This window comes from Massilia puerhi (genome assembly GCF_009861485.1).
In genome coordinates this window covers 600,603-623,308 of sequence record NZ_WOFW01000001.1, presented here as the reverse complement: position 1 = coordinate 623,308, position 22,706 = coordinate 600,603, and the positions used below count along the sequence as shown (strand labels likewise).

Annotated in this window: 21 protein-coding genes; 7 read left to right on the top strand and 14 right to left on the bottom strand. The window is 60.8% G+C overall.

Annotated elements, in window-relative coordinates; all coding sequences use genetic code 11:
* Positions 1-3 precede the first annotated feature (3 nt).
* From GNT67_RS02735 to GNT67_RS02710, 6 genes are read right to left on the bottom strand one after another with little or no spacing between them, the layout of a single operon-like run.
* Positions 4-1,101 (bottom strand): FemAB family XrtA/PEP-CTERM system-associated protein, encoded by a 1,098-nt coding sequence (locus GNT67_RS02735; protein WP_159628349.1) that lies wholly within the window; start codon positions 1,099-1,101, stop codon positions 4-6.
* Positions 1,098-1,982 (bottom strand): XrtA system polysaccharide deacetylase, encoded by an 885-nt coding sequence (locus GNT67_RS02730; protein ID WP_159628347.1) that lies wholly within the window; start codon positions 1,980-1,982, stop codon positions 1,098-1,100. The genes GNT67_RS02735 and GNT67_RS02730 overlap by 4 nt, the downstream gene beginning before the upstream one ends.
* Positions 1,983-2,005: 23 nt before the next feature.
* Positions 2,006-3,034, bottom strand: a complete 1,029-nt coding sequence (locus tag GNT67_RS02725) for an XrtA/PEP-CTERM system-associated ATPase (protein ID WP_159628345.1) — start codon at positions 3,032-3,034, stop codon at positions 2,006-2,008.
* A gap of 18 nt (positions 3,035-3,052) precedes the next feature.
* The gene (locus GNT67_RS02720) at positions 3,053-4,639 is read right to left on the bottom strand and encodes a TIGR03016 family PEP-CTERM system-associated outer membrane protein (RefSeq protein WP_159628343.1); all 1,587 of its coding nucleotides are present in this window, start codon (positions 4,637-4,639) and stop codon (positions 3,053-3,055) included.
* On the bottom strand, positions 4,620-5,564 hold the full coding sequence (locus tag GNT67_RS02715) for an XrtA-associated tyrosine autokinase (RefSeq protein ID WP_159628341.1): 945 nt from the start codon (positions 5,562-5,564) through the stop codon (positions 4,620-4,622). The genes GNT67_RS02720 and GNT67_RS02715 overlap by 20 nt, the downstream gene beginning before the upstream one ends.
* Before the next feature lie 20 nt (positions 5,565-5,584).
* Positions 5,585-7,117 carry an XrtA system polysaccharide chain length determinant gene (locus GNT67_RS02710; protein WP_159628339.1) on the bottom strand — a complete coding sequence of 511 codons (1,533 nt, stop codon included), beginning with the start codon at positions 7,115-7,117 and terminating at the stop codon, positions 5,585-5,587.
* Between the two features lie 424 nt (positions 7,118-7,541).
* On the opposite strand from GNT67_RS02710, the gene GNT67_RS02705 reads away from it, so the two are divergent.
* The 7 genes from GNT67_RS02705 to pepA all read left to right on the top strand — a co-directional run bounded on the left by GNT67_RS02705 (position 7,542) and on the right by pepA (position 13,238).
* A complete protein-coding gene (locus GNT67_RS02705) occupies positions 7,542-8,369 on the top strand; it encodes a S1 family peptidase (RefSeq protein ID WP_159628337.1) in 828 nt (275 codons plus the stop codon).
* 116 nt (positions 8,370-8,485) lie between these two features.
* On the top strand, positions 8,486-9,154 hold the full coding sequence (locus GNT67_RS02700) for an XrtA/PEP-CTERM system exopolysaccharide export protein (protein WP_159628335.1): 669 nt from the start codon (positions 8,486-8,488) through the stop codon (positions 9,152-9,154).
* 174 nt (positions 9,155-9,328) lie between these two features.
* Entirely contained in the window at positions 9,329-9,898 is a 570-nt protein-coding gene (locus tag GNT67_RS02695) for a hypothetical protein (protein WP_159628333.1), read from the top strand.
* A gap of 40 nt (positions 9,899-9,938) precedes the next feature.
* Positions 9,939-10,205 (top strand): HPr-rel-A system PqqD family peptide chaperone, encoded by a 267-nt coding sequence (locus tag GNT67_RS02690; protein WP_159628331.1) that lies wholly within the window; start codon positions 9,939-9,941, stop codon positions 10,203-10,205.
* Positions 10,199-11,116 (top strand): HprK-related kinase A, encoded by a 918-nt coding sequence (locus GNT67_RS02685; RefSeq protein ID WP_159628329.1) that lies wholly within the window; start codon positions 10,199-10,201, stop codon positions 11,114-11,116. The genes GNT67_RS02690 and GNT67_RS02685 overlap by 7 nt, the downstream gene beginning before the upstream one ends.
* Positions 11,113-12,204: a nucleotidyltransferase domain-containing protein gene (locus tag GNT67_RS02680; RefSeq protein WP_159628327.1), complete on the top strand. Its 1,092-nt coding sequence runs from the start codon at positions 11,113-11,115 to the stop codon at positions 12,202-12,204. The genes GNT67_RS02685 and GNT67_RS02680 overlap by 4 nt, the downstream gene beginning before the upstream one ends.
* A gap of 155 nt (positions 12,205-12,359) precedes the next feature.
* The gene (gene pepA, locus GNT67_RS02675) at positions 12,360-13,238 is read left to right on the top strand and encodes a flocculation-associated PEP-CTERM protein PepA (protein ID WP_159628325.1); all 879 of its coding nucleotides are present in this window, start codon (positions 12,360-12,362) and stop codon (positions 13,236-13,238) included.
* Between the two features lie 260 nt (positions 13,239-13,498).
* Here the strand turns inward: pepA and GNT67_RS02670 are convergent, their stop codons facing one another.
* The 8 genes from GNT67_RS02670 to GNT67_RS02635 form a co-directional block, all read right to left on the bottom strand.
* Positions 13,499-14,605, bottom strand: coding sequence for a nitroreductase family protein (locus GNT67_RS02670; RefSeq protein WP_159628323.1), 1,107 nt, complete (start codon positions 14,603-14,605; stop codon positions 13,499-13,501).
* Positions 14,602-15,489 (bottom strand): ThiF family adenylyltransferase, encoded by an 888-nt coding sequence (locus tag GNT67_RS02665; RefSeq protein WP_159628321.1) that lies wholly within the window; start codon positions 15,487-15,489, stop codon positions 14,602-14,604. The genes GNT67_RS02670 and GNT67_RS02665 overlap by 4 nt, the downstream gene beginning before the upstream one ends.
* Positions 15,490-15,541: 52 nt before the next feature.
* On the bottom strand, positions 15,542-16,198 hold the full coding sequence (locus GNT67_RS02660) for an N-acyl amino acid synthase FeeM domain-containing protein (protein ID WP_441295124.1): 657 nt from the start codon (positions 16,196-16,198) through the stop codon (positions 15,542-15,544).
* Between the two features lie 245 nt (positions 16,199-16,443).
* Positions 16,444-19,224, bottom strand: coding sequence for an XrtA/PEP-CTERM system TPR-repeat protein PrsT (gene prsT, locus GNT67_RS02655; protein ID WP_159628319.1), 2,781 nt, complete (start codon positions 19,222-19,224; stop codon positions 16,444-16,446).
* A gap of 176 nt (positions 19,225-19,400) precedes the next feature.
* Positions 19,401-19,700 (bottom strand): hypothetical protein, encoded by a 300-nt coding sequence (locus GNT67_RS02650; protein WP_159628317.1) that lies wholly within the window; start codon positions 19,698-19,700, stop codon positions 19,401-19,403.
* Between the two features lie 43 nt (positions 19,701-19,743).
* Complete coding sequence (locus GNT67_RS02645; protein WP_159628315.1) at positions 19,744-21,006, bottom strand: carboxylate--amine ligase; 1,263 nt, start codon at positions 21,004-21,006, stop codon at positions 19,744-19,746.
* Complete coding sequence (locus tag GNT67_RS02640; RefSeq protein WP_201447555.1) at positions 21,003-21,614, bottom strand: arsenate reductase/protein-tyrosine-phosphatase family protein; 612 nt, start codon at positions 21,612-21,614, stop codon at positions 21,003-21,005. The genes GNT67_RS02645 and GNT67_RS02640 overlap by 4 nt, the downstream gene beginning before the upstream one ends.
* Positions 21,611-22,690, bottom strand: a complete 1,080-nt coding sequence (locus GNT67_RS02635; protein ID WP_159628313.1) for a polysaccharide deacetylase family protein — start codon at positions 22,688-22,690, stop codon at positions 21,611-21,613. The genes GNT67_RS02640 and GNT67_RS02635 overlap by 4 nt, the downstream gene beginning before the upstream one ends.
* Positions 22,691-22,706 lie beyond the last annotated feature (16 nt).

The window sequence follows — 22,706 nt, the reverse complement described above, 5'->3', positions numbered from 1 at the left end:
ACATTACCCCAGGTTGCGCACGATGTAGGGACCGAGGAAGTTCGCCACCGGCAGCGGCAGCTTTTTCCACATCTTGATGAACAACTGGTATTTCGGGTTCAGCGGATTGTTGTCCGGCAGCGCGCTCGAGGCATACAGCTTGTATTCGTAGGGCAGCGGCTCGGCCGTGAAACCCCAGTTCTTCTTGAAGTCGTAGGCGCCGGTACCGAGCTTGCTGCGGCCGAAGTCGAACAGGCGGCAGCCGCGCGCGGCGGCCGCCTGCATCAGGTTCCAGTACATGAAGTCGTTGCCGGCCACCGAGCGCGCCAGGTCGGTGCCGCCGCCGTAATACGGCACGACTTCGTCGCGCCAGTAGAACGACAGCACCGAGCCGACCAGGCGCTCGTCTTCGGTATAGATGGTGCGCACCTCGCACTCGTCGCCGAAGGTCTGCTGCAGCAGGGCGAAGTATTTTTTCGGGAACACCGGGGTGCCCAGGCGCAGCACGCTGGTGGCATAGGCCTCGAACATGCGCTCGACATTGTCCTCGACCACGCCCTTGAGGCCGAGCTTGATCCCCTTGCGCACCATGGCGCGCTGCTTGCGCGGGATGGCGTTCAGGTTGGTCTCGTCGTCGCCCGTGATCTCCTTGCGGAAGGTGACGTACAGTTCCTTGGTATGCCAGGATGTGTCGTCCGGATGCGCGCGCTGCATGCCGCGGTATTCGAGGTGGCCCACGCCGAGCTGCCTGGCCAGGGCGTCGGCCGCCTGGTCGAGCATCAGGCGCGCCGTGTCGTCCAGCGCGGCCACGCCGCCATACACGCAGAACGGCATCGCGCCGAGCGCGTGGCCGAACAGCCGGCTCTTGATTTCGGCCAATGGCAGCACGCCCTGGATCTGGCCGTCCTGCTCCACGAAATAGAACCAGGTCTTGATGCCGAACGATTGCTCGATGACGTGCTGCCAGCCCGACAGGTGGAAGAAGGTGGCGCAAGGGCAGGCGCGCACGAAGGCGTCCCAGCGCGCCGCATCCTGCGGCTGCATCAGGTGCAGGGTCGGGGCGCCGGCGGCGGCGCCTGGCGCCGCGCGCCTGGCCTGCGCCGCTTCGATGATCGAATTCATGGCTTGTCCAGGAAGATGCGGTCCATGCGGTCCCACGCGAAGTCGCGCGCCAGGCATTCCAGTCGCCGCTCCATGCGGTCGATATTGATGTAGTGGCGGAAGCGCGCCTTGGCGCCAAGCCCTGCGGGGCGGGGCTGGCCGGGATCGACTTCCCATGGATGGAAGTAGAACAGGGCCGGTTCGCGGTCTTCGCGGTTGACCTTGGCCATCATCCAGCGCGACAGGGCATAGGGCAGCAGGCGGAAGTATCCGCCGCCGCCGGCCGGCAGGTTGCGGCCGGCCATCTTGACGGTGGTGATCGGCACTTCCAGCAGGCCGTCCGGGCCGTTCGGATAGAAGGCGAAGCGCGGCGCGTCCGGCATGCCGTAGTGGTCGTGGGCGATCGGGTAGATGCTCGAGCTGTACCTGTAGCCGGCTTCATGCAGCGCGTCGAGCGCCCACAGGTTGGCGTGGCCGATCGAGAAGCTCGGGGCGCGGTAGCCGACCACCGCCTGGCCGCCGATGTCTTCCAGCAGGGCCTTGCTGGAACGGATATCGTTGTCGAATTCGGCGCGGCTCTGGTCCGAGGCGCGCAGGTGGCTGTAGCCGTGGCTGGCCAGTTCGTGGCCGGCATCGACGATACGGCGCACCATGGCTGGATAGCGTTCCGCGATCCAGCCCAGGGTGAAGAAGGTCGCGCGCACGCCATGGCGCTCGTACAGCGCCAGGATGCGTCCCATATTCGCTTCGACCCGGCACTCGCGGGTGGGCCAGCTGGCGCGGTCGATGTAGGGCGCGAAGGCCGAGACCTGGAAGTAATCCTCGACGTCGCAGGTCATCGCATTGCGGATTTTTTCGCCTGGCGCGGGACGCGGGCGTTGTGCGGGAGTGGTCATGTTCATTGCCGTGTCCTTTCCTGGAAAAATCAGTCCTGGTTGTCCATGTGGCGCGCCGCGCCGGGGGGCGTAGCCGCGATCTTCTTGAGGATCGACAGCACCGACACGATCGATTTCTCGAGCCGCATCATGCGTTCGTCGAGCTGCTCGACGCTGGCGCCGCGGCGTTCGCCGTGTTGCAGGTCATGCTGACCGGAGGTGTCGCGGGTGGAGGCAGGATCGGGTTCGCCCAGGCCATCGGGCGCCTGGAATTCGTCCGAGATATCGCGTACCACGTCGCCGATATGCGTGCCGTTGAAGGCGCGCAGTTCTTCCAGGTAGCCCATCAGGAGCACGCGGTCCATCAGGGTATTGGTCTTGCGCGGGATGCCGCCGCTGTAGGCGTAGATGGCGGCGTGGGCGTCGTCGTCGAACGAGGGGTCGCCCTGCCAGCCGACCGTCGCCAGGCGGTGCTCGACGTATGCGCGGGTCTCCTGCGCGTCCATCGGCCCCAGGTGGTAACTGGCGATCACGCGCTGGCGCAGCTGCTGCATGGTGGGGCTGTGCAGGGTGGCGCGAAACTCCGGCTGGCCGAGCAGGAAGGTCTGCAGCAGCGAGCGGTCGTCGGTCTGGAAGTTCGACAGCATGCGCAGTTCTTCGACCGTGCGTGCGTTCAGGTTCTGGGCCTCGTCGATCACCAGCAGGGCGCGCTTGCCCTGGCGGTCCACGCTGCGCAAGAACTGCTCCAGGCGATTCAGTAGCTCGGCCTTGCTGGCGCCTTCATACGGCAGGCCGAAGGCCGAGACCACCATGCGCAGCGTGTCTTCCGGATCGAGGCTGGTGTTGACGATGTGGGCCGCCACGATCTGGTCCAGCGGGAGCCGGTTGAGCAGGTTGCGCACCAGGGTAGTCTTGCCGGCGCCGACCTCGCCCGTGATGACGATGAAGCCTTCGCCCTGCGACAGGCCGTACTCGAGGTAGGCCATGGCGCGCTTGTGGCCCTTGGATCCGAAGAAGAAGTGCGGATCGGGGCGTAGCTGGAAAGGCTTGGCCGACAGGCCGTAGTAGGATTCGTACATCTGCTGGGTTCTCTTCGCTTAATACGTCATGGTCAGGTTGGCGAGCACGGCGTTTTCGGTGTAGTCACGGCGGCCGGCAAAATCCGTGCCGCCGGTACGACGGCGCACTTCCAGGCTGCCTTGCAGGTAACGCCCCAGGTCGCGGTGAAGCCGCGCATACATCGTCCTCTGGCGCGATTCGATGCCGGTCGTGAGCGACTCGCTGAAGCGGTAATCGGCGCCGGTATTCAGGTTGGTACGCGGGCTGAAGCGGTAGTTGACGTTCAGGCTGGCGCCGTGCTGCCGCACATTGTTGTTGAGCGAGGACATCGACGTGCCCAACAGCGGGTTGTCGCTCTGCTGATCCGATATTGCCCGTCGTTCAGTACGGTAGACGCTCATGATGGTTGTCGCGCGTGGTGAACGCCAGGCGAACGAACCACGCAGCAGCTTCTCGCGGGCATAGCGATTACTGAGGAACGTGATGTCACTGGCAATGCTGCTCGGCAAACCGTTGGCCTGTATATAGGCGGCTACCGCGCGTTCGCGTGCGAGTGCATCGGGGAAGATACTGCTGAACAGGTTATCGAGCAGCGCGGCGGTATCGACCGCGGCCGGCAGCAGGAATCGGGAACGCGACGAGGTGATCGCGTCGCTGTACTGCACATCCCACACCGTGCGGCGGCTGCGCACCGTCGCATTCAGGGCGCCAGTCTTGCCATACAGGTGACGCCCGGCCGATGCCTGTATGCTGGTGCGCGTACTGGGGGTCCAGACCCCGCCAACCGACCAGTTATGGCCTTTCGTTTCAGGACCCGGACCTTCGAAATCGTAGGTGTCATGGCCGGCCGTCGCCGTCGCGGCCCAGGAACGCGAGAACTGATGTCGCAGCGACCCGGTCACGACTTCGGACGACGATTCGCCGAGCAGGCGGTTGTCGATATCCTGGCGTACGTAGGTCAGTCCCCAGCCAAGCGTACGTAATTGTGCGCCGCTGGCGAGGTTGAGCAGCACGGTGTCGCCCGTGGTGGATCCATACGTGCTGCGCAAACCGCCATCGACCGAGTCGCGGGTATAGCGCAGTTGCATCGAGGCATCGCGCCCGATGCGGCGTACCAGATACGGACTGATGCTCCAGGTCTTGACGTCGGTCTGGTTCTCTCGCGAGTAAGGATTATCGAGTGCCCCCGGGCCGAAAGCCACGATGTTCTGGTTGCTCTTGCTGGCCCTGGCGTCGACATACATCATCTGATCGACCAGCGTACCCTGCAGGTTAGCCGAGTAGGTCTGACGGCTATCGACCGGACTGCGTACTTCGTCCTTGTCGCTGTAATAGTATTGCTGCCAGCTGGCGAAAGCAGCCACGTTCAGGCGCCGGCTCTTGCCAGTCACCGCCACCGAGGGGCGCAGTTCGGTCACCCATTGCGACCGTGCCTCGTCATCCCTGCGCAGGCCGACGTTGTCGCTGTAGCGCTCGTACAGGCTGACGCGCGGCATGACGTCCCACTGTCCCTGGGCGTGGCTGAGCGGCGTCGTCGCCAGCATTGCCGCCGCGAGCGGCAGCAGGCGTGGCAGGGAGCCCGCTGCGCGCGCCGCGCGCCGGGGTTCAGCCATAGTGATAGTCATACTTTTCTTCGATTCCGGGAAGATCGCGGGTCTTGTTGTAGATGAGATTGACGTTCTCGAAACCTTCCAGGCGATGCAGCGCTTCCTTGACCGCGTGCTGGGTAGTGGTCTGGGCTTCCACCACGACCACGATCTGGCCCATGTGACTTGCCAGCTCGCGCGATTCACTGGTGAGCATCAGCGGCGGCGAATCAAAGATGATCACGCGATCGGGATAACGGTGCGCCAGCTCATGGACCAGGGCCGTCATCGCCGAACTGGCCAGCAGTTCGGTAGCGTGCGGGGTACTGGTGCCGGCTGGCAGGATGGCCAGGGTTTCGACGTTGGTGCGCAGCAGCACGTCCGACACGTCGATGCTGTCGTCGACCAGGATGTCCATCAGGCCGCGCTGTGCCGGCAAGCCCAGCGTACGCATCACCGATGGCCGCGCCACGTCGGCGTCGACCAGCAGCACCGTATGGTCCAGTTCCATGGCAATGCTCATCGCCAGGTTGATCGAGCTGTAGGTCTTGCCTTCGCCTGGCAACGAGCTGGTGATCATGATCAGGTTGCCGGGGTTCTTGTGTGGCGCGCGCTCGGCGAATGCACGCTTGAGCAGTGGACGCTTGATGACTCGGAATTCTTCCAGCAGGTTGGTGCGGCCGCCGGCCGCGGTCACCATGCCCTGCTCGCGCATGCGTGCCAGATCCAGCTGGACCCGGCGCGCTCCACTGCGTGTAGTAGCAGAGGCTGGCGCCGGCGCCATTGCGGCGCCAGCCTCTGCCGCGGTGGCAGGCTGTCCGGCGCTGATCGGCTCGGCCGCCACCAGGACGCTGCCAGGATGTTCGCCGGCGATCGGGTCGCGCTCGGCATTGCCGGCGCTGGCGGGGGTAGCAGCTTGGCGCTGCTGGTCGATGCGGCTGGCCGCTTTTTCGATAATGCTCACATTCGCTCCTTGGTACAGCCTTACAGGGGAAGCACGAGAATGGCCGCCATGCCGGTGCCATAGGCGCCAAACAACAGCAAGATCGCGGCAGCCAGGCCGATCAGGCGCCGCTTCCGGAGCACGGTCTGTTCGGCGGTCCAGTTCATGCTGATCGCGCCCAGGATCGGTAGCCCGCTGGCATCGCGCAGCGCGGCCTGGCTCAGGAAGGTCGGACGTACCTGGCTCAGTAGGAATGCACTGGCCAGGCCAGCGCCAAGTGCGGCGATGAACACCGCGGTGAATAGCTGCAGGCGATTAGGCCCGGATGGTTTGTTGGGCGCCAGTGGCGGATCGATCACACGGAAACTGAGCAACTCGGTTGCCGATGACAGGTCGCCCGACATCTTTGCCGATTCACGGCGCTGGAGCAGCTTCTGGTAATTCTCGCGGTTGACTTCATAGTCGCGGTTGAGCTGGGCGAGCTGGGCTTCGATTTCCGGCACCTGGGCGCTCTGGCCACGCAGGGTGGTGACGCGTGCACCGTACTCGTTCACCCGCGCCTGCAGCGCAGCCACGCGCGCCTCGGCTTCGGACAACGCCACGTTCAGCTGTTGCAGCATTGGGCTGTAGCGGGCGCCAGGGTCAGCGCTCGGTTTCGCCGTCTTCGCGTCTTCGGCCTTGCGTGCCAGCAACTGCTCCAGCAGGCGGCGGTTGGCCACGATGTCAGGATGTTGTTCCGTGTACTGGGTGCGCAGGCTGTCGAGTGCCTTGTTGACCGCGGCAATGCGTTCTTCGAGTGCCGGGTCGGTCATGAGCGGCAATGCACGCTGGCCGGGGGCACCGCGGGTGTCTCCCGAGATCTGGCGCCGGATTGCATTACGCGCCTGCTCGGCTTCGGCAAGCTCCAGGCGTGCCTGGTTCAGGGATTCGCTCATCGACATCATGCGCGAGTTATAGTCGGCACCCTGGTTGGGCAGCATGCCCATGTGCTTGATCTTGAACTCCTTGAGCGAATTCTCAGCGCTCACCAGGCGTTCTTCGTAACTGCGGATCTGGTCATCGATGAACTGGACCGCGCGCTCGGAGTCATTGCGTTTGCCGCTGAAACTGCCTTCGACGAAAATGGTGAGAAAGGCCTGGACCACGTCGCGTCCCTGTTTGGCAGTCGGTGCGGTATAACTGATGGTATAGATATCGTCACGTTCGGTCCCGGCCATCTTGATTTTGGACATCATCTGGTCGACGATCTTATCGAGTTCCTTGGGATTCTTTGCCCCGACGTCAAGATCGACCTCGCGCACAACGCGTTCGACATTCGGACGGCTGAACAGGGTACGGCGCATGAACAGGACCTGCTGCTGCATCGACGGCATTGCAGTCATTCCAGACATCAGCGGCCGCAGGATGCTTTGTGTGTCAACGTATACACGAGCTGACGCCTCGTACTGATTTGGCAGGGAAAGTACAACAATCCATCCTGCGATAGCGACTATCCAAGTAACGGCAACCGCATGCCAACGATACTTTCCAAGTGCTTTAAGGAAATTCAGGATTAGGGCTATGATTTCGGCCATCTTTTGGTCTCGCCATTCAAGGTCCGTTACCGGACTCGGTCAAAAAAACATCCTGCATGATCGCTTGTTGCATGTGCAATTGCAATTGCATGTTGGCAAATTCGGCAAATACGATACTATCGTGCTACAACACTTATTCTTCAAAACAACAGAAGGAATGACATCACGCCGTATGATGCGCATATAACGTTGCATTATCGCAAACATCCAAGCTTTTTGCTTGTTGCATTTTGCGAAACTTTGTAACCGTGGTTGTGGTCAACGGACAGCAAGGTCAGTACAAAAGAGTATCATCATTGACAAAAAGTTGTCTTTAATAAATTTCCTGTGGTAAAGCAACGTTATTTTAATGTCTTAGCTTTGAAATACCTTGCACGATTGGATAGCCGTGGATGAAGATGTACCCCATCCATATGAACTGCTTATGAATCGTCCTTTCTTCAGCTATCCCCCCTTTGAGCGCCGATCCGTAGTCGGTCGCCGTGCCGCGCGCGCATTTTTCCTCGTTCTTGCCTTCGTGTGGGGTGGGCCGGCTGTTGCTGCCTCTTTGCCCGAGACGGTAGCGATGGTCAAGCCTTCGGTCGTTGGGGTCGGTACATATTTGCAGACCCGCAGCCCTGCAGTCACTTTTACGGGAACCGGGTTCTCGGTCGGCGATGGCTTGAGCGTCATTACCAATGCGCATGTGGTGCCGGCTGCCCTCGATGGTGCGCGCAAGGAGACGCTGGGTATCGTGGTGCGCACGGGAGCCGATGGCAGCGACACGGTGTTCCGGCCGGCTACCGTGGTGGCAATCGACCGCGACCATGACCTTGCGCACTTGCGGCTGAGCGGGTCACCTCTGCCGGCATTGCGCCTGGCCGACAAGGACGACGCGCGCGAAGGCCAGGCCCTGGCGTTTACCGGATTTCCGCTCGGGATGGTCCTGGGCCTGCATCCTGCGACCCACCGGGCCGGGCTCGCCGCTATCACCCCGATCGTTCGCCCGTCGCTCAATGCGCGCAAGCTTGATGCGCGCGCAATCACGCAATTGCAGCGCGCACCGTTTACGATCTATCAGCTTGACGGTACGGCGTATCCGGGCAACAGTGGCAGCCCTGTGTATGATCCTGATACCGGGGTGGTTCTGGCTGTGATCAATATGGTCTTCGTCAAAGGCTTGAAGGAGACGGCCATCACCAGCCCAAGTGGCATCACTTATGCGATTCCTGCACGTCATGTACACGCCTTGATGCAACGCACACAAGAGTAGCGCGATATTGACTGTCGCTCTTGTTGCAACAAATTCATTTGTGCATACCGTTTCCTACAAGACTCTGATATACAATAACGACGTTTTGATGGTGAAATAACAATTTTAACTAGTAAATGGTGCGCGGTGACGCCGCGTCACAGCCTGAAGGAGTGAACGTGAGCAAGACGAGCCACCTGACCGATACCTTGGCCAAAGCCGGCGCTATCGCCTGCCTGCTGTTGCTGGGCGCTTGCAGCACGCCGCCGGCGCCGTCAGCTGCCGCAATGGCGCCCATTAATCCCGATTACCTGATCGGCCCGGGCGACGCGGTCAATATCATTGTATGGCGTAATCCTGAAGTATCGATGTCGGTCCCGGTGCGTCCCGACGGCAAGATCACCACTCCCCTGGTTGAAGACCTGCCAGCTGCCGGCAAGACATCGACTCAGCTGGCCCGCGATATCGAAGGCGCGTTGGCCAAGTTCATCCAGCAGCCGGTGGTGACTGTCGTCGTGACCAATTTCATTGGCAACTTCAGCGAGCAGATTCGGGTCATTGGCCAGGCGGCCAATCCACAGGCCCTGCCTTACCGCCGTGAAATGTCATTGATGGATGTACTGATCGCGGTCGGCGGCGTCACTGACTTCGCGGCCGGGAACAAGGCCAGTATCGTACGCATGGTCGATGGCAAACAGGAAAAGCTCAACGTACGACTGAATGACTTGATCAGGGACGGCGACATTTCGGCCAACGTGATGATGCGGCCTGGAGACATTTTGGTGATTCCTGAGAGTTATTTCTAACTGTCGACTATTTTTACAGCCAATCAGTATTCATCGCTACGATAAGGATCGCGCCTGCCACGCGCGGCAAGTACCTGCTTGTTTTGTAAAGGTTTTTTCCAGTCTGAAATTTCGGGCATGGAATTTGCTGCATAGTGCCGTGCGCTGAGAGCACTCCATGTTAGGGGAATAAAATTGTCGACCGAACAACAAGCAGCTCGTGATGAGAACCCGAAGCCGCCGATGCAGGTGCAGAACGCGGGCCGCCGCCGCATCGCGCGTGCAGGCATTGGCGCTGCCGGTATCTTGTTGACCCTCGAAAGCAGGGTGGCGATGGCGACGGGACCGCAATGCGTTGCACCGTCCGCCGCTGCCCTATCACATGGTGATAACAGCAACTATGTTGAGCGAGGCCGCTGCGAGGCAATCGGCCCCGAACGCTGGGTGGAGTTGACCGATCAGTGGCCGTGTTCCAAGGATGTCAAGTTTGGCGCGCTGTTCAAGTGTCGGGGGGCGGAAGCAGAGTTTGCCGACATCGAAGTGCTGAAGATCCTGAGTGAAGTAGCCTATGTCGAGTTCATCGGCCGTGCCCTGGCAACGACCTATCTGAACATCTTGTCGGGCAAATTGACAGTTCTGGACGATACGACGCTGCTCAAGATGTGGGATGACCTGCAGACCTACCAAGCGTATTCACCGACGTCCAATGTGACCTGGACGGCATACGACGTGCGCCTGTACCTGGAATCGACCTATCGTGCCTGAGGCGCGCCATGCGTGGCGCGTGGCAGACGGGCAAGGTTTGATGCGACGCGAGTGGGACGGCGAAGCCGTCCTGTTCAACCACCTGACTGGTTCCACTCATCTCTTGTCTTCCACTGCCGTCTGGTTGCTCGAACAGCTGGCTAGCGCACCTGACGACCTGGCCGGCCTGGCGGCTGCGCTTGACGCCGAACTGGCCGCCCAGGCGTTGGCTGATGACGATGAGCTGGCAGGCACCCCGATCGACCGCGCGCATCTGACCACGCTGCTGGACAAGCTGTGCTCGCTACACCTGATCGAACCATGCTGAACGTGTCGTCCCTGACGCCGGCGCAGTTACGCGCGTGTCTGGACGGTCCCGGGCTCGATTTCCAGACCGGGCCGTTCGTCAATCGACTGCACTCGAACATCCCCCATCTTGCAAGCGGCCTGGCGCTGTTGTACGGCGATTATCCGCTGCGCGCGGCGGGCGGCTTTGCCGACTTCCACCTGAACCTGAGCCAGCCTGGCGGCCTGCGCCGCTGGTGGCGGCCCCAAGTCCGTTTCGAACAGGATGGACGACATCCATTCAAGCCCTTGCCCGTAACCCAGGCGCAGCCTTTCTGCGAGTGGATGATGAACTGGTGCGTGTCGAACCGCGCCCATGGCTATCTGGTCATCCACGCTGCCGTGGTCGAGAAGAATGGACGCGGCATCATCCTGCCGGCCCCGCCGGGCTCAGGCAAGAGCACTCTGTGCGCGGCCCTGGCCTGCCGCGGCTGGCGCTTGCTGTCGGACGAACTGACGCTGGTGCGGCATGGCGATGGCATGCTGGTGCCGGTGCCGCGTCCGATCAGCCTGAAGAACCGGTCGATCGACGTGATCCGCGAGTTCGCTCCGGAGGCCGTGTTTGGCTCGGTCGTGCATGGCACCATGAAGGGTACGGTCGGGCTCCTGCGTCCACCTGCCGCCAGCGTCCATCGCGCCGGCGAACTGGCGGCGCCACATGCGATCGTGTTTCCGCAGTGGGAGCCAGATGCGCCAGCGGTGCTCGAACCGACGCCGCGGGCGCGCCTGTTCATGCGCGTGGCCGACAATGCCTTCAACTATACGCTGCTCGGCGCGCAGGGCTTTGCGACCCTGGCCGGTCTTGCCGAGCGCAGCGCCGGCTATACCTTCAAATACAGCAAGCTCGATGAAGCAATGACGATCTTCGATGCGCTGGCCGGAAACGCGCCATGAGCCCGGCATCGCTGCCGCTTCTGGTTCGCGTGCTGCGCTCGCCGCACGCCACAGTGGACTTCGACCTCGGCCAGTGGGATCTGCTGCTGCGCCAGGCCGCCAATGCCAACCTGCTGGTGAGCTTGCTTTATCTGCTGGAAGACAATGGCGTGCTCGACGCCGTACCAGCGGCCCCGCGCGTGCACCTGGAATGGGCCCGGCTGGCGGCTGCGGGCCATGCGCGCAGCGTGCGGCATGAGGTAGCGCGTATCGGTGCCGCGCTGGCGGGACTCGGTGTGCCGCTCATCCTGCTGAAGGGCGCTGCATATTCGATGGCTGGGCTCGATGCCGGGCGCGGCCGGCTGTTCTCGGACATCGACATCCTGGTGCCCAAATCGCGGCTGGACGAGGTGGAAGGCGCGCTGATGCTGCATGGCTGGGCCAGTACCCATCACGATCCCTATGATCAGCGCTACTACCGCGAATGGATGCATGAGATTCCGCCGATGGTGCATGTGCGTCGTGGCAATACCATCGATGTGCACCATGCGATCCTGCCCGAGACCGCGGCCAGTCGTCCCGACCCAGCCAGGCTGCGCGCATCCGCTATCCCCATTGCTGGCATGGAAAATTTGTATACGCTGTGCCCGCATGACATGTTCCTGCACAGTGCTGTCCATTTATTCTCCGGCGGCGAATTCGACCATGGCTTGCGCGACCTATTCGACCTGTACCGCCTGATGCACCAGTTCGACACCGAGCCGGGTTTCTGGGAAGGCTTGCCGGCTCGGGCCGCCGAACTCGAACTGACACGGCCCTTGTTCTATGCCATGCGTTACACCGAGCGGCTGCTTGACAGCAGGATACCGCAGGCCGTGTTCGATGCAGCCGCCGGTGGTCGACCACCGGCACCGCTGCTGGCATTGATGGATGCGCTATTCATGCGCAGCCTGCTGCCGCAGCACCCGAGCTGCAACGGCCGCTCGCATGCGGCGGCACGGTTTGCCTTGTATATCCGCGGAAACTGGCTACGCATGCCGCCACTACTGCTTAGCCAACATCTTTTCTACAAAGCGTTTCTCTCGCCACGCGAGAATGTAACCACTTAGCAACTTTTGTTGGTGTCGATTTTTTTTACATTTTGGTCTTCCAACGTTTCATGCACGATTATAAGTAGTTGTTTTAACTGGACTATTTCTATTGGCACGCAATTTGCTAATACATCATGTGTTTAACCGATTAACCTAAAGCAAGGAAGACCAACATGAATTTCCTGAAAAAACTGGGCTGCGCTGCTGCACTTTCGATGGCCTTCACCAGCGCTGCGTACGCAGCCCCAGTGTTGAACAACTGGACGTTTAATCCTGCAGGTACCGGTTTTGCTGCGGGTGTGAACATCAATGAAAGCTTGACCATCACTGGCGATGCGTTCATCCAATTGAGTGGCACCACACCTGGCAACTTTAGTTTCCGCGAACACGCGGTATTCAATGTGCCTTATGGCGATAATGGTGCTACTGGTCCATTCGGCCCTCGCGGTAACATCACTGCAACGTTTGAAGCAACCGGTACTGGCACGTTCGGCGTCGGTAGCACGAATGGTTCGTTCCAGTTCGATGCCGGCGTCATTCGTATGTATCGGAGCGATACTTTCACCTTCGGTACGACTCAAGGTATCTATGGTTCGAACGTGGGTGAGCTGATTGCAGAGTTCCAGGTTCTGCAAGGCGGCGGCGGCCAAGTCGATGCCAATGGCAGCCCAATCAATAATGGCCAGGTCACCGTGAATGCGCGCGCTGGCGCAGGCGCGCTGGATGCAGGCTACTTCTTCAGTGGCGATGGCACCGATCTGTCCGAAGCGGCACTCCTGGCGTTTGCCTTCACCAACGCAAATACCACGGGTCAGCCATCGGGTAATATGATTGGCGAAATCGCCTGCCAGTACGCCAGTTTCTCGGGCCCAGGCTGCCCCGGTGGCACCTATGCCAATGTTCCTGGCCAGTACTTCTTCGTTGGCAACAATGGTCAGTTCAAGCTGGGTCTGCCTGAAGCAGAAGTGCCAGAGCCAGGTTCGCTCGCACTGCTCGGCATTGCAATGCTGGGCGCTGGCGTGGCCAGCCGCAAGCGTGTCAAGAAAGCCTGAGCTTTAAGGACTTAGCAAGAAGAGCGGGCTTGCCCGCTCTTTTCTTTTGGCGCTGTCCCTGTTAGCTGTCGATGACGTCGAATGCAATACGTAGCAATTGCTCGACAGAATTCACTATCCCGCTATCAAGTGCCCATTACCATCCCAGATAAGCGTTGGACTGCCGATTCGCTCAGCAGTTCAGTACTCGTCCACAGCTAACGGGTACAGCGCCAAAAAAAAGCGGGCCGCAGCCCGCTGTCATTCATTTGCATTGTATTTCATGCGATGAGCAACTCGTTCATCTCGCGCCGGACCGAACGTGCCCGTGGCGCTGGCCCGTAGCCCATCCGCCCCATATAGACCGGGTGCAGCGCGTCGGTAAATACCAGCTCGGCCGTCTGGCGCTCGAGCTGCCTGGCGAATGCCTGCAGGCCTGCCTTGGCCGTGAAATCCATCCTGTTTTCGCGCACATATTTCGAGAAAATCAGCGGCGTCATTTCAGGCTGCATGAACAGGCCGAGATTGGTCATGGTAAGCCAGAAGCGCTGCAAGGCACGCCCGGCATCGATATAGTCGTCGATGCTCTTCGGTTCGGTGTGGGCCTTGAGCACGAAATGGGCGGCGCAGGCCATACCCGGGATAAGGTCCATCTGCAGACGCGGCGCCCAGGTGCCCATCAGGGTGTTCACCGTGGACATGCGTTTCCAGCTGCCCATCGCCCATTTCATCAATACCAGCGTTCCCAGATCGACGCCCAGCGCGGCGGCTGGTACGCGGTCGGGACTTTTCTGCACGCCCCAGTGAATGATGTCGCGATGGGTCGGGAATGCTTCGGGCATGGTCAGGCGCAGCTTGGCGTTATTAAACATCAACTGCGCAACCTTCCACTTGGGGCCGGCACCCTCGATCCATGCCAGCGCATAAGCGGGGCCCACCGACGCTTCCAGAATGCGCTTGTGCTCGGCACTGAGTGCTTGGGTACGCATTGGGCGGCGCTGCACGGTACGCACATCGATGGCCCTGATCAAGGGATCCGGCGCTAGGCCCTGCTCGGGCGTGAAATGCACGTCAAACACGAGCCGCAACGGTTCCAGTGGGTCGCAATCGGCTTGCAGCTTCAGTTCCTGGCGTGTGATGCGCGCGCGCATGCCCTGGCCGGTGGCGGCGACGGCAATGGTTTCGAGCAGGGTGCCGAATGCGATCTGGCTGGGATGACCATCGCGGTCGTAGACGCAGTGATCGCGCGTGTCGTGCGCATGGACGACCAGATGGTCGGGCGCGGCGATCCTGAAACGCCAGGTCTGCATATTGTCGCCACTGGGAGCCCAACGAGCGAGCTCGGCGATTTTGTAGGCTGGGCTGGCGGTATCGATCGAAGCAGTCATGCGCGTGCCCCTGCTGTTGCGAGATCCCTGGCCAGCTGGCGTTTGCCGATCGCGATCATCAGGCGGTGCAGGGGATTGCGGTTGCCGCCAGGGCGCCAGGTGCGGGCCAGCTTATTGCGGTAGGCATCGAACTGGATGCCGTAAGGCGCGGCAAGTACCTTGCCGCGGCCGAGGAGGATCTTGAGCGCCTCGGTGCCCATCACGCCGGCGCACAACTGGCAGGCCATGATGGTCGAGGGGCCGCGCTGTTCGACGAAGTTGACCGCCTCCGGCACCACTAGGTAGGGACGGTGCAAGCCGGCCGGCGCCAGGCCGACGACGAAGTGCACTGCCTTGTCGGCGTCCGACAGGCCGTCCCAGCGAAAATACTCTTCGAACGTCATCTGGCCCGGCAGGAAATTGAGCAGGGCGGCGCCCATGCCCAGCGGCGCCACGGTGATCGCTGGTATGCCCAGGCTGGCGCAGCGCGCGAAGGTATCCCTGCGCGCATCGAAGGCGAAGAAATCGAGCGCATCGACGTACAGGTCGGCTCCTGCGAGGAACTCATCGAGATTGCCCGAACCTATACCGTTCGGAAACATGTCGATCGTGATGTCGGGATTGATATCCCGCGCCAGGCGCGCCATCACATCGACCTTGGGCTGGTCCAGCGTCGACATCGTGGCGCCGACCTGGCGGTTGAAATTGGCGATATCGAAAGTATCGAAGTCAGCGATGCGGAAGCGGGTAATGCCCAAGCGGGCCAGGGTCAACAGATGCACGCCCCCGACCCCGCCGCCACCGGCGATTGCCACCAGCTTGGTGCCCAGGCTCGCTTGTTCCTGCTTGGTGACCCAGCCGATATTGCGTGCGAACGCCTGCTCGTAAGAAAATTTTTTCGTCATGAAGAGGCTGCCTCCTGTAACAGAGGAAAAGCCGCGGACGACGGTCTGCCCGTCATGCGGTGTGGTGATCGTCGATACGGCGCAGTCGATTGATGATGCCGGCCTCTTCGCGTGGGGAGAAGAAATACGGGTAGAACGAGCGCTCGGTGGTATTGGTTTCGAACGTGCCGCCAAACTGCTTGATCTGCTTGGTGACGTACTCGAGGTTGATGCGCAACAGGTAGGCTGGCGCGTTCACGCGCTGGTTGACCTTCATCTCGCCTACGCGCTCGAAACCGAGCATCTGCTGGTAAAAACGGCGATGACGTGGGTTGACCTCGATGACGATGTCGGTACAGTCATGGATATCGCGCGCATAGATCACGGCAAGATGGAACACATTGGCCAGCGACGCCTTGGAACGTACCGATGGGTCGAATGCCAGCTTGGTGAACTCGCACAATCGCGCACCACGCACACGATGCGCGTCCAGTTCTTCCTTAAAAATCTGGTCGGCCATCAGCCCGATCTCGGAATCGAGTCCGATCGTGAGCGTTCCTACGACATCGCCCTTGTCGGTTGCAGTGAGCGTGATCCGGTTCGGATCGTCCGTCTGCACATGCGTGCCCGCATAGCCTCGCCACGCGTACATTTTATTCACGAGCATGCTAGCCGAGTTACGCCCGGTGGGCGTATCGGTAAGACGGATGCCGTATGAATCTTGATTCACAATAACATCCTCAGTATCGAAGTCAGCTATCTTAGCGCAACCCTCAGCAATAGGGTCGTTCGATATGCTATCAGTGGCATCAGAGCTTTCGGGCCCTGTTTCCAGGAGGTTCGACTGATCGTTCATAGCGTGACTTTCTGGTTTCCGCTGCCTACTGATACTGCATAAATGCCTGGCATGATACCGTGCCTGGCTCGGGTAGTCAGGCACCTACATTGGATTTTTTGTAACTTGATGGTAGTTCGTTATAGCGTTTTAAGCAATGAACGCGCAGCATCTGCATGTGTAAAAGACTTATTTTCAGCCAGCAATGTTTCAAGCTCTTTACGTGCTGCCGCTTTATTGCCTTGCTTGCTCAACCCTACCGCATAGTGATACCGGATCTCAGGGGCATTCGGTGCTAGGCCTGCTGCTTTTTGCAGCAAAGGCACACCACGGGCGACATCACCTTGTTCGACCAGCAACCAGCCGTAGGTATCGATCACTGCCGGATTGTTGTCGGCAAGCTTGTATGCCTGTTCTGCAGTAGGAAGCGCACGGGGATCCTTCTCTTGCTGGAAAGCATAAGCTAGATTGTTCAGTGCCACAACGTGGTTTGGGACACGCTTAATGATGTTCTGGAGCAATGGAATGGCTTCCTTGTCTTGATTCGCCGCAAGATGCATCTCGGCCAGGTATAACAGCGCAGCGTTATCGGTTGGATTCTGCTTGAGCCATTTAGTCAGGCGCTGCTGCGCTTCGCCATTCTTGCCCTGACTGCGCAGGATGCCGGCGTTGCGCATCAGTATTACTGAGGTCGGCTGCATGGCAAATGCCTTGTCATATGCGGCCAGCGCAGCATCAGGCTTCTTGAGGGCCAAGTGGACATCGCCTTCAAGGACCAGACCTGCTTGCGAGGCAGGTAGGTCTTTCTGCACCTGGCGTGCCATGGCTAATGCTTCCTCATGCTTGCCACGACGCAGTGCCAATTCGATCTGGGCGGTGCGTACCGGCAGCAACTCGGGTTGCAGTGCCGCGCCGCGCCGCAGTGCTTCTGCCGCCGCCGATTCGTTTTCCAAGACCATTTGCGCCTGGGCCAGTCGCATCTGGGCGAACCCCGACTTCGGCAGCATGCCAGTTAGTTTGCTGTACGTATCAACAGCGCCATTGCCGTCGTTTGAAGCCAGCTGGGCTTGGCCGAGCAGGTCGAGCAATTCCGCGTTGGTTGGGTGTTGCGCGTTATAGTTGCGTGCCAGCCTGAGTGCCTTGTCAGCTTGTTTGGTCGCCAGGTAAAGATTTCCCAATTTCAACACAGCCACGATCGCCGTAGGATTCTCGCTTTGGGCCTTTTCCAAGAAACGGGTAGCGTCTTCTGGCTTGTTTTCAAGAATTGCCAGTTCGGCAAGGCCACCCAAGGCAGCGAAGTTCTTTGGATCCTGCGTCAATACTGTCTCAAAACGTTTCTTCGCGGCAGGTATATTCTTAGCGGCCAGATCAAGCCGCACCAGTGCGCTCACAGTCGGGAAATAGTTTGGCTGCAATGCCAACGCTTTGTCCCAGGCGGCACGTGCGGCCGACTGGTCACCCTTTGCCAGCAGGACGGCGCCCTTCATATGATGGGTTTGCGGATTGTCTGGTTGGATCTTTTCGAGACGAGCCAGCGCAGCCAGCGCCTTGTCATAGCTCTTCAAGCCGGCCTCGGCTTGCGCCAGCGCTACCAGCGCACCCGGCGACTTGGGGTCGAGTTCGGTTGCACGCTGCAGTTCAGCAATCGCATTTTCGTTTTGGCCCTGGCTCAGGCGCGCCATACCGAGCGACGTACGTACCACGGCTGCCTCGGGTGCCAGCTTGGCCGCTTTTTCCAGATAGCCGGCTGCCTTGCCGAAGTCGCGGTTCTGCATGTGCGACTGACCTGTCAGTGCCAGCAGCTGGGCATCGTTCGCATGCTTGGCCAGGATCGGACTCAGGACATCGACCGCTGCGCCTGGCTGCTCGCTCTTGAGCAAGGTTTGGACCAGCAGTTTGCTTGCATACAAGTTGTTAGGGTCGTTCTGCAGATACTTACGCAGATACAGCTCCGCCTGCTGGACCGAGCCCAGATTGAGTTCGACCGCGCCAGCCAACAGAATGCTCGGCATATGATCGGGCGCCGCCTTGAGGATCTTCAGCAGCGATTCACGGGCCGCTACGTGGTTGCCCTGCGAAAATTCGAGCAGGGCCTGTGCGTAAACGGTCTGGAGTGCACCCGGGGACTGCTTGCGCGCAGCCTCGATGTTGGCCTTGGCCTGATCGTACTTGCCCTGGTTAATGTTCAGGTAAGCCTGTTCGACGTGCGCATTGACTTCGGTGGGACGCAATTGCGCCACCTTGGCGTAGGAGGCCAGCGCCTCATCGTTCTTGCCGGCGGCGCGCAGCATGGCGGCGTGGAAGAACCAGACATCCGGGTTCCTGGCATCCTTCTCGACCGCTTCGCCAACTAGCCGTGCCGCTTCCTCACGGTTGCCGGACACTAAGGCGTGGCGTGCCAGGCCGATCATCGCCGCACCATTGAATGGCTGCAGGGTGAGCGCCTGTTCGAAAGCCTGCTTGGCAGCGTCCGCCTGCTGGATGGCCAGCAGCGCATTGCCTTTCAGGGCCAGCAATGGCGCCGACTTGGCGGCCAGTTCAGGTTTGAGTTCGTCAAGTGATTCCTTGAACTTGCCTTGTGCCTGGAGTGCCTGCGCCAATGGCTGCACCACCTGGTCGGGGCTGATGCCGAGGCTGGCGGCGCGGCGCAGCTCCTTGTCAGCCGACAGAATGTCGCCCATTTCGAGGTGCAACTTGCCTAGTTCTAGGCGCGCACTCGCATCTTCAGGGCTCTTGGCCACCGCATTCTTGAGCTGAATCAGCGCAGCCTTCCGATCGCCTTTTGCTTGGTATTCCTTGGCTTCGGCAATCAGTGCCGGGGTCGACTGGTCGCTGCTGCAGCCAGCCAGGCCGCTGGACAGCAGCAGAACGGAGGACAGGACAGCTAGGGCAAGGGGAGAGATAGAGACGTGGCGCGGCATGAATTCCTCAGATGGTCTGGCTCGCCCAGAAAGGAGGACGAGTTTCTTCGAAAACAATAATACCCGAAGGAATTCATGAAATCTCACACAATTATCAGAGTGTTGCAAATGTAGCGCATTTGATATCAAAGTACTATTGGCGTCATCGATCGAGTCGCGTAAACAAACACAAGACCTCATTCGCGCAAACGCCGCAGCAAGGCTGCTACATCGTCGCTGACGGGCACGCCGTGGCGGCGCAGTAACTGAATATGCAGCACCATATTTTCCAGCACCAGTTTGGCCGACACTGCCAACAGCGTTAGCACGCGATCTTCCTGGCTGAAGTTTTCCAGTGCAGCGGCCATTTCGCACAAATGGCTGGCGACTAGTTGGCGCAGAGCATCTTCGGAAAAGGGAAGGTCGGCGAAATCGATCGGGTCTTCGCGTTCGACATCACGCATCAGTTCGGCAAGTTGTTCGGGCTGGATGGGCATGGCGTGGCTCGCTCTACAGGCCGGTTCGCGTCAGCAACCGCTGTTACTTTCCCGGCGCCGGCGTGCTTTTCAGGCCTGGCAGGCGTTGCGTGACCGCACTGGCCGCCTTGCCAAGGATCTGGCGCAGGTCGTTGAAGAACGGGCGCGCGTCGTCGAAGCTGAATACATAATAACGGCTGTCCGGACGGACGAAGTCGGCCAGGTAGCCGGCCAGCTCCCCGATCCGGTCGAAGCGAAGGCTTTTGTCGGCAATTTTGTGCTGGGCAAACAGGATGCGCAGCAGGCGCCGGGTTTCCGGAATCATGTAGCGGCAACGCACGCCGGCACGGTATGGCAATGTCTGGAGCCGGTTGCCGCCGCTGGCGAGCGCATGCATGATGCTGGGAAAGCGCGCGCCAGCGTGCCTGGCCAGGGGCAGGCTGCCCCAGAAACGGCCATTGATTTCCATCAGCGCCGATTCGCCGGTGGCCGGGTCGTGCCGGTATTCCACCATGGCGATGCCTTCCCAGTTGAGCGCGCGCAGCAGCGCGACCGACCGCGCCATCAGGGCCTGGTGCGAATCGGCAGGCAGCGATTCGCACATGCTGGAAAATCCGCCTTCCGGCGGCCACTCATGCAGGCGACGGTGCTGGAAGGTGTAATGGGGCTGGCCATCCTTCATCAGGATGAACTGGCCGAGGCCATAACCGGCGCAGTATTCCTGGACCAGCGGATACACCCCCGCTTTCTGGTATGGACGCAGATAGTCGAGCAATTCCTGGGGCGAGTGGCAATATCGTGTCTTGTTCAGCGCCAGCCTGGCCGCAGAAAGGCGCGCCGCTACCTCATGGGGATTGGCCCACTTCAGCACCACCGGGAAGCGCAGTGTCTGGCTGAATCGTTCGACCTCCTCGAATATCTGCGCCTGCTCGGTGCGCGGCGTACGTACGCCGACGCTGGCGGCGGCGCGATAGGTCTGGTCCTTGTTCAGCACACTATTCATCCTGGCCTCGTCGGCAAACATGATCGTGTACGCGGACAGGCGCGCGCGGTGACGGTTGAGCAGGGCGATATCGTTTTCCGAGACGGCAAACAGGCAGGCACGACCCAGCTCATGACCGAGATCGGCCAGCTGGTCGATCAGGCCGGCAGCTTCGCGCGGGCGCACCAGGCCTTTTGTCAGGTAGCGTGACGCCATGCCGAGTGCATGTTTGCTGCGGCCGATGCCGATCACGTCAATGCCGTCCTGGCCAAGGTCACGCACGATCGTCAGGCCGATCGGGCTGTCGATGCCGACAACGACGGCGGGCAGCATCGGCGCCGTCATGCGACTGTCCCTTCGCGTGCCAGTGTGGGAGCCGGGACGTCAGCCGGTTCGCGTACGTGCGGCAGGGCTGCCGCCAGGCGCTCGACGGCGATCCCGACACGGCGGAAGCACGTCTCGAAGTACAGGGCGCCCAGAGTGAACGGATCGTGCAGGTGCGGCATGACGGGCTCGCCCCACATGCCGAGCAGGCCCACGCGGACGTCGGTGCGCTTGCCCAGGCGACGCCGCATCTCGTGTGCCTGGCGCACTTCCATGACCAGGAACAGGTCGCCTGGCTGTACGGCGAAGTCGCCCCAGCTGCAGGCGCGGTGCTCGCGCATGTCGGCGCCCAGGCGGCTAGCGGCGGTCAGGGCCGGCGCCGGTGAGCGCACGCCGGTCGTGGTCGACAGTCCCAGCGAGGCCACGCGCATGCCGAGTCGGCGGGCGATGATATGGGCATAGGCACTGCGGCAGATATTGCCATGGCAAACGAAAACGACGCGCCGAATCGATTCCGGATCTCGCAAGCGGAACGGCGACAGTCGTCCGCTGGCCAATTCGGCATACCCCAGTGCGGTCCGGACCAGGCCACGGAATGTGCCGAAGCGGTCGTTGATCATCGTCTTCATGTTGCGTTCGCGGCGTCCCGTTTCAAAGCCCAGCGGCTGTAATTGTCATAGATAACTTGCTCAGCCATGCGCGGCAGGCTTTGCGACAACGATACCTCGAGCAGGTCGTTGCGGGCCGAGGCGGTGGCGTCGGTGTCCAGTGCGTGCACCAGACCGCATGCCTCGAAGGCATCGTCGTTCTGCTGCAGGTATTCGCACAGCCGGCGCAGCCGCTGTTGCGTCACATGCTGCTTCCGGGTGCGGGAAAACGTTGCATCGTGCGCGAGCACGTATTCGAACGGATGGGTCAGGATCACCACGGTTGCGATGCTGGCAGCGCGCGCGCGCTCCAGCAGGGTGCGTATCTCGCCAAAGCTGGTGCCGGCAATCGTCAGCGATTTCATGTGCCGCTTGCTACCGAAGGACCAGTCGCTGAAGGACAGGACCGGGCATTCGATCACGCCGTGACGTTCGTGGTGACCGCTGTAGAGCTGGTAATCCGGGTCGCCGCTGTCGAAAATCGCCGCCCCGACATTCGAGCTGTAGGGAATGCCTACCGCAGCGAGCGCTTTGTAGAGGTTGGCGTCGTGCTGGAGATTGCCGCTGCGGAACGCCTTCGGTCGTGGTAGTCCCCACTGCGCGAACGTATCAATGCCTTCCTGCAGCAGTGTGATCGAATCGGCCAGCGGGCGGCCAAAGAAATCGTCGGGACGCCTGGTGGTGCGTACGCGTTCCTTCCAGTCCGCGTGCTCGAACAGGCGCCAACAGGGATGCAAATGCAGTTCGGTCTCATGCCCGCTATCGCGGATCTGGTGCGCAATGGCGCGCATCGGATCGTGGCTGAAATACTTGCGCTGCAGCGTTTCCACGAAAAACGTCGCTTGCACGTCATGGGTACGGAAGGTATCGAGCATGAAACCGAGGCCTTCCGAACGCTCGTTGACGTTGCAATACACCATGGGCTCGGCAACCGGCCGGCGCGTGGCATCTGCAAATGCGCCTCCAATGCTGAACTCGGTGTCAATTGTGATACAGACGCGCGTGCGCATGGCTGCTCGAGGATAAGAAAAGATTGACGGGATGTTACCACGCGTCATCCAGGAAGCCAGGTTC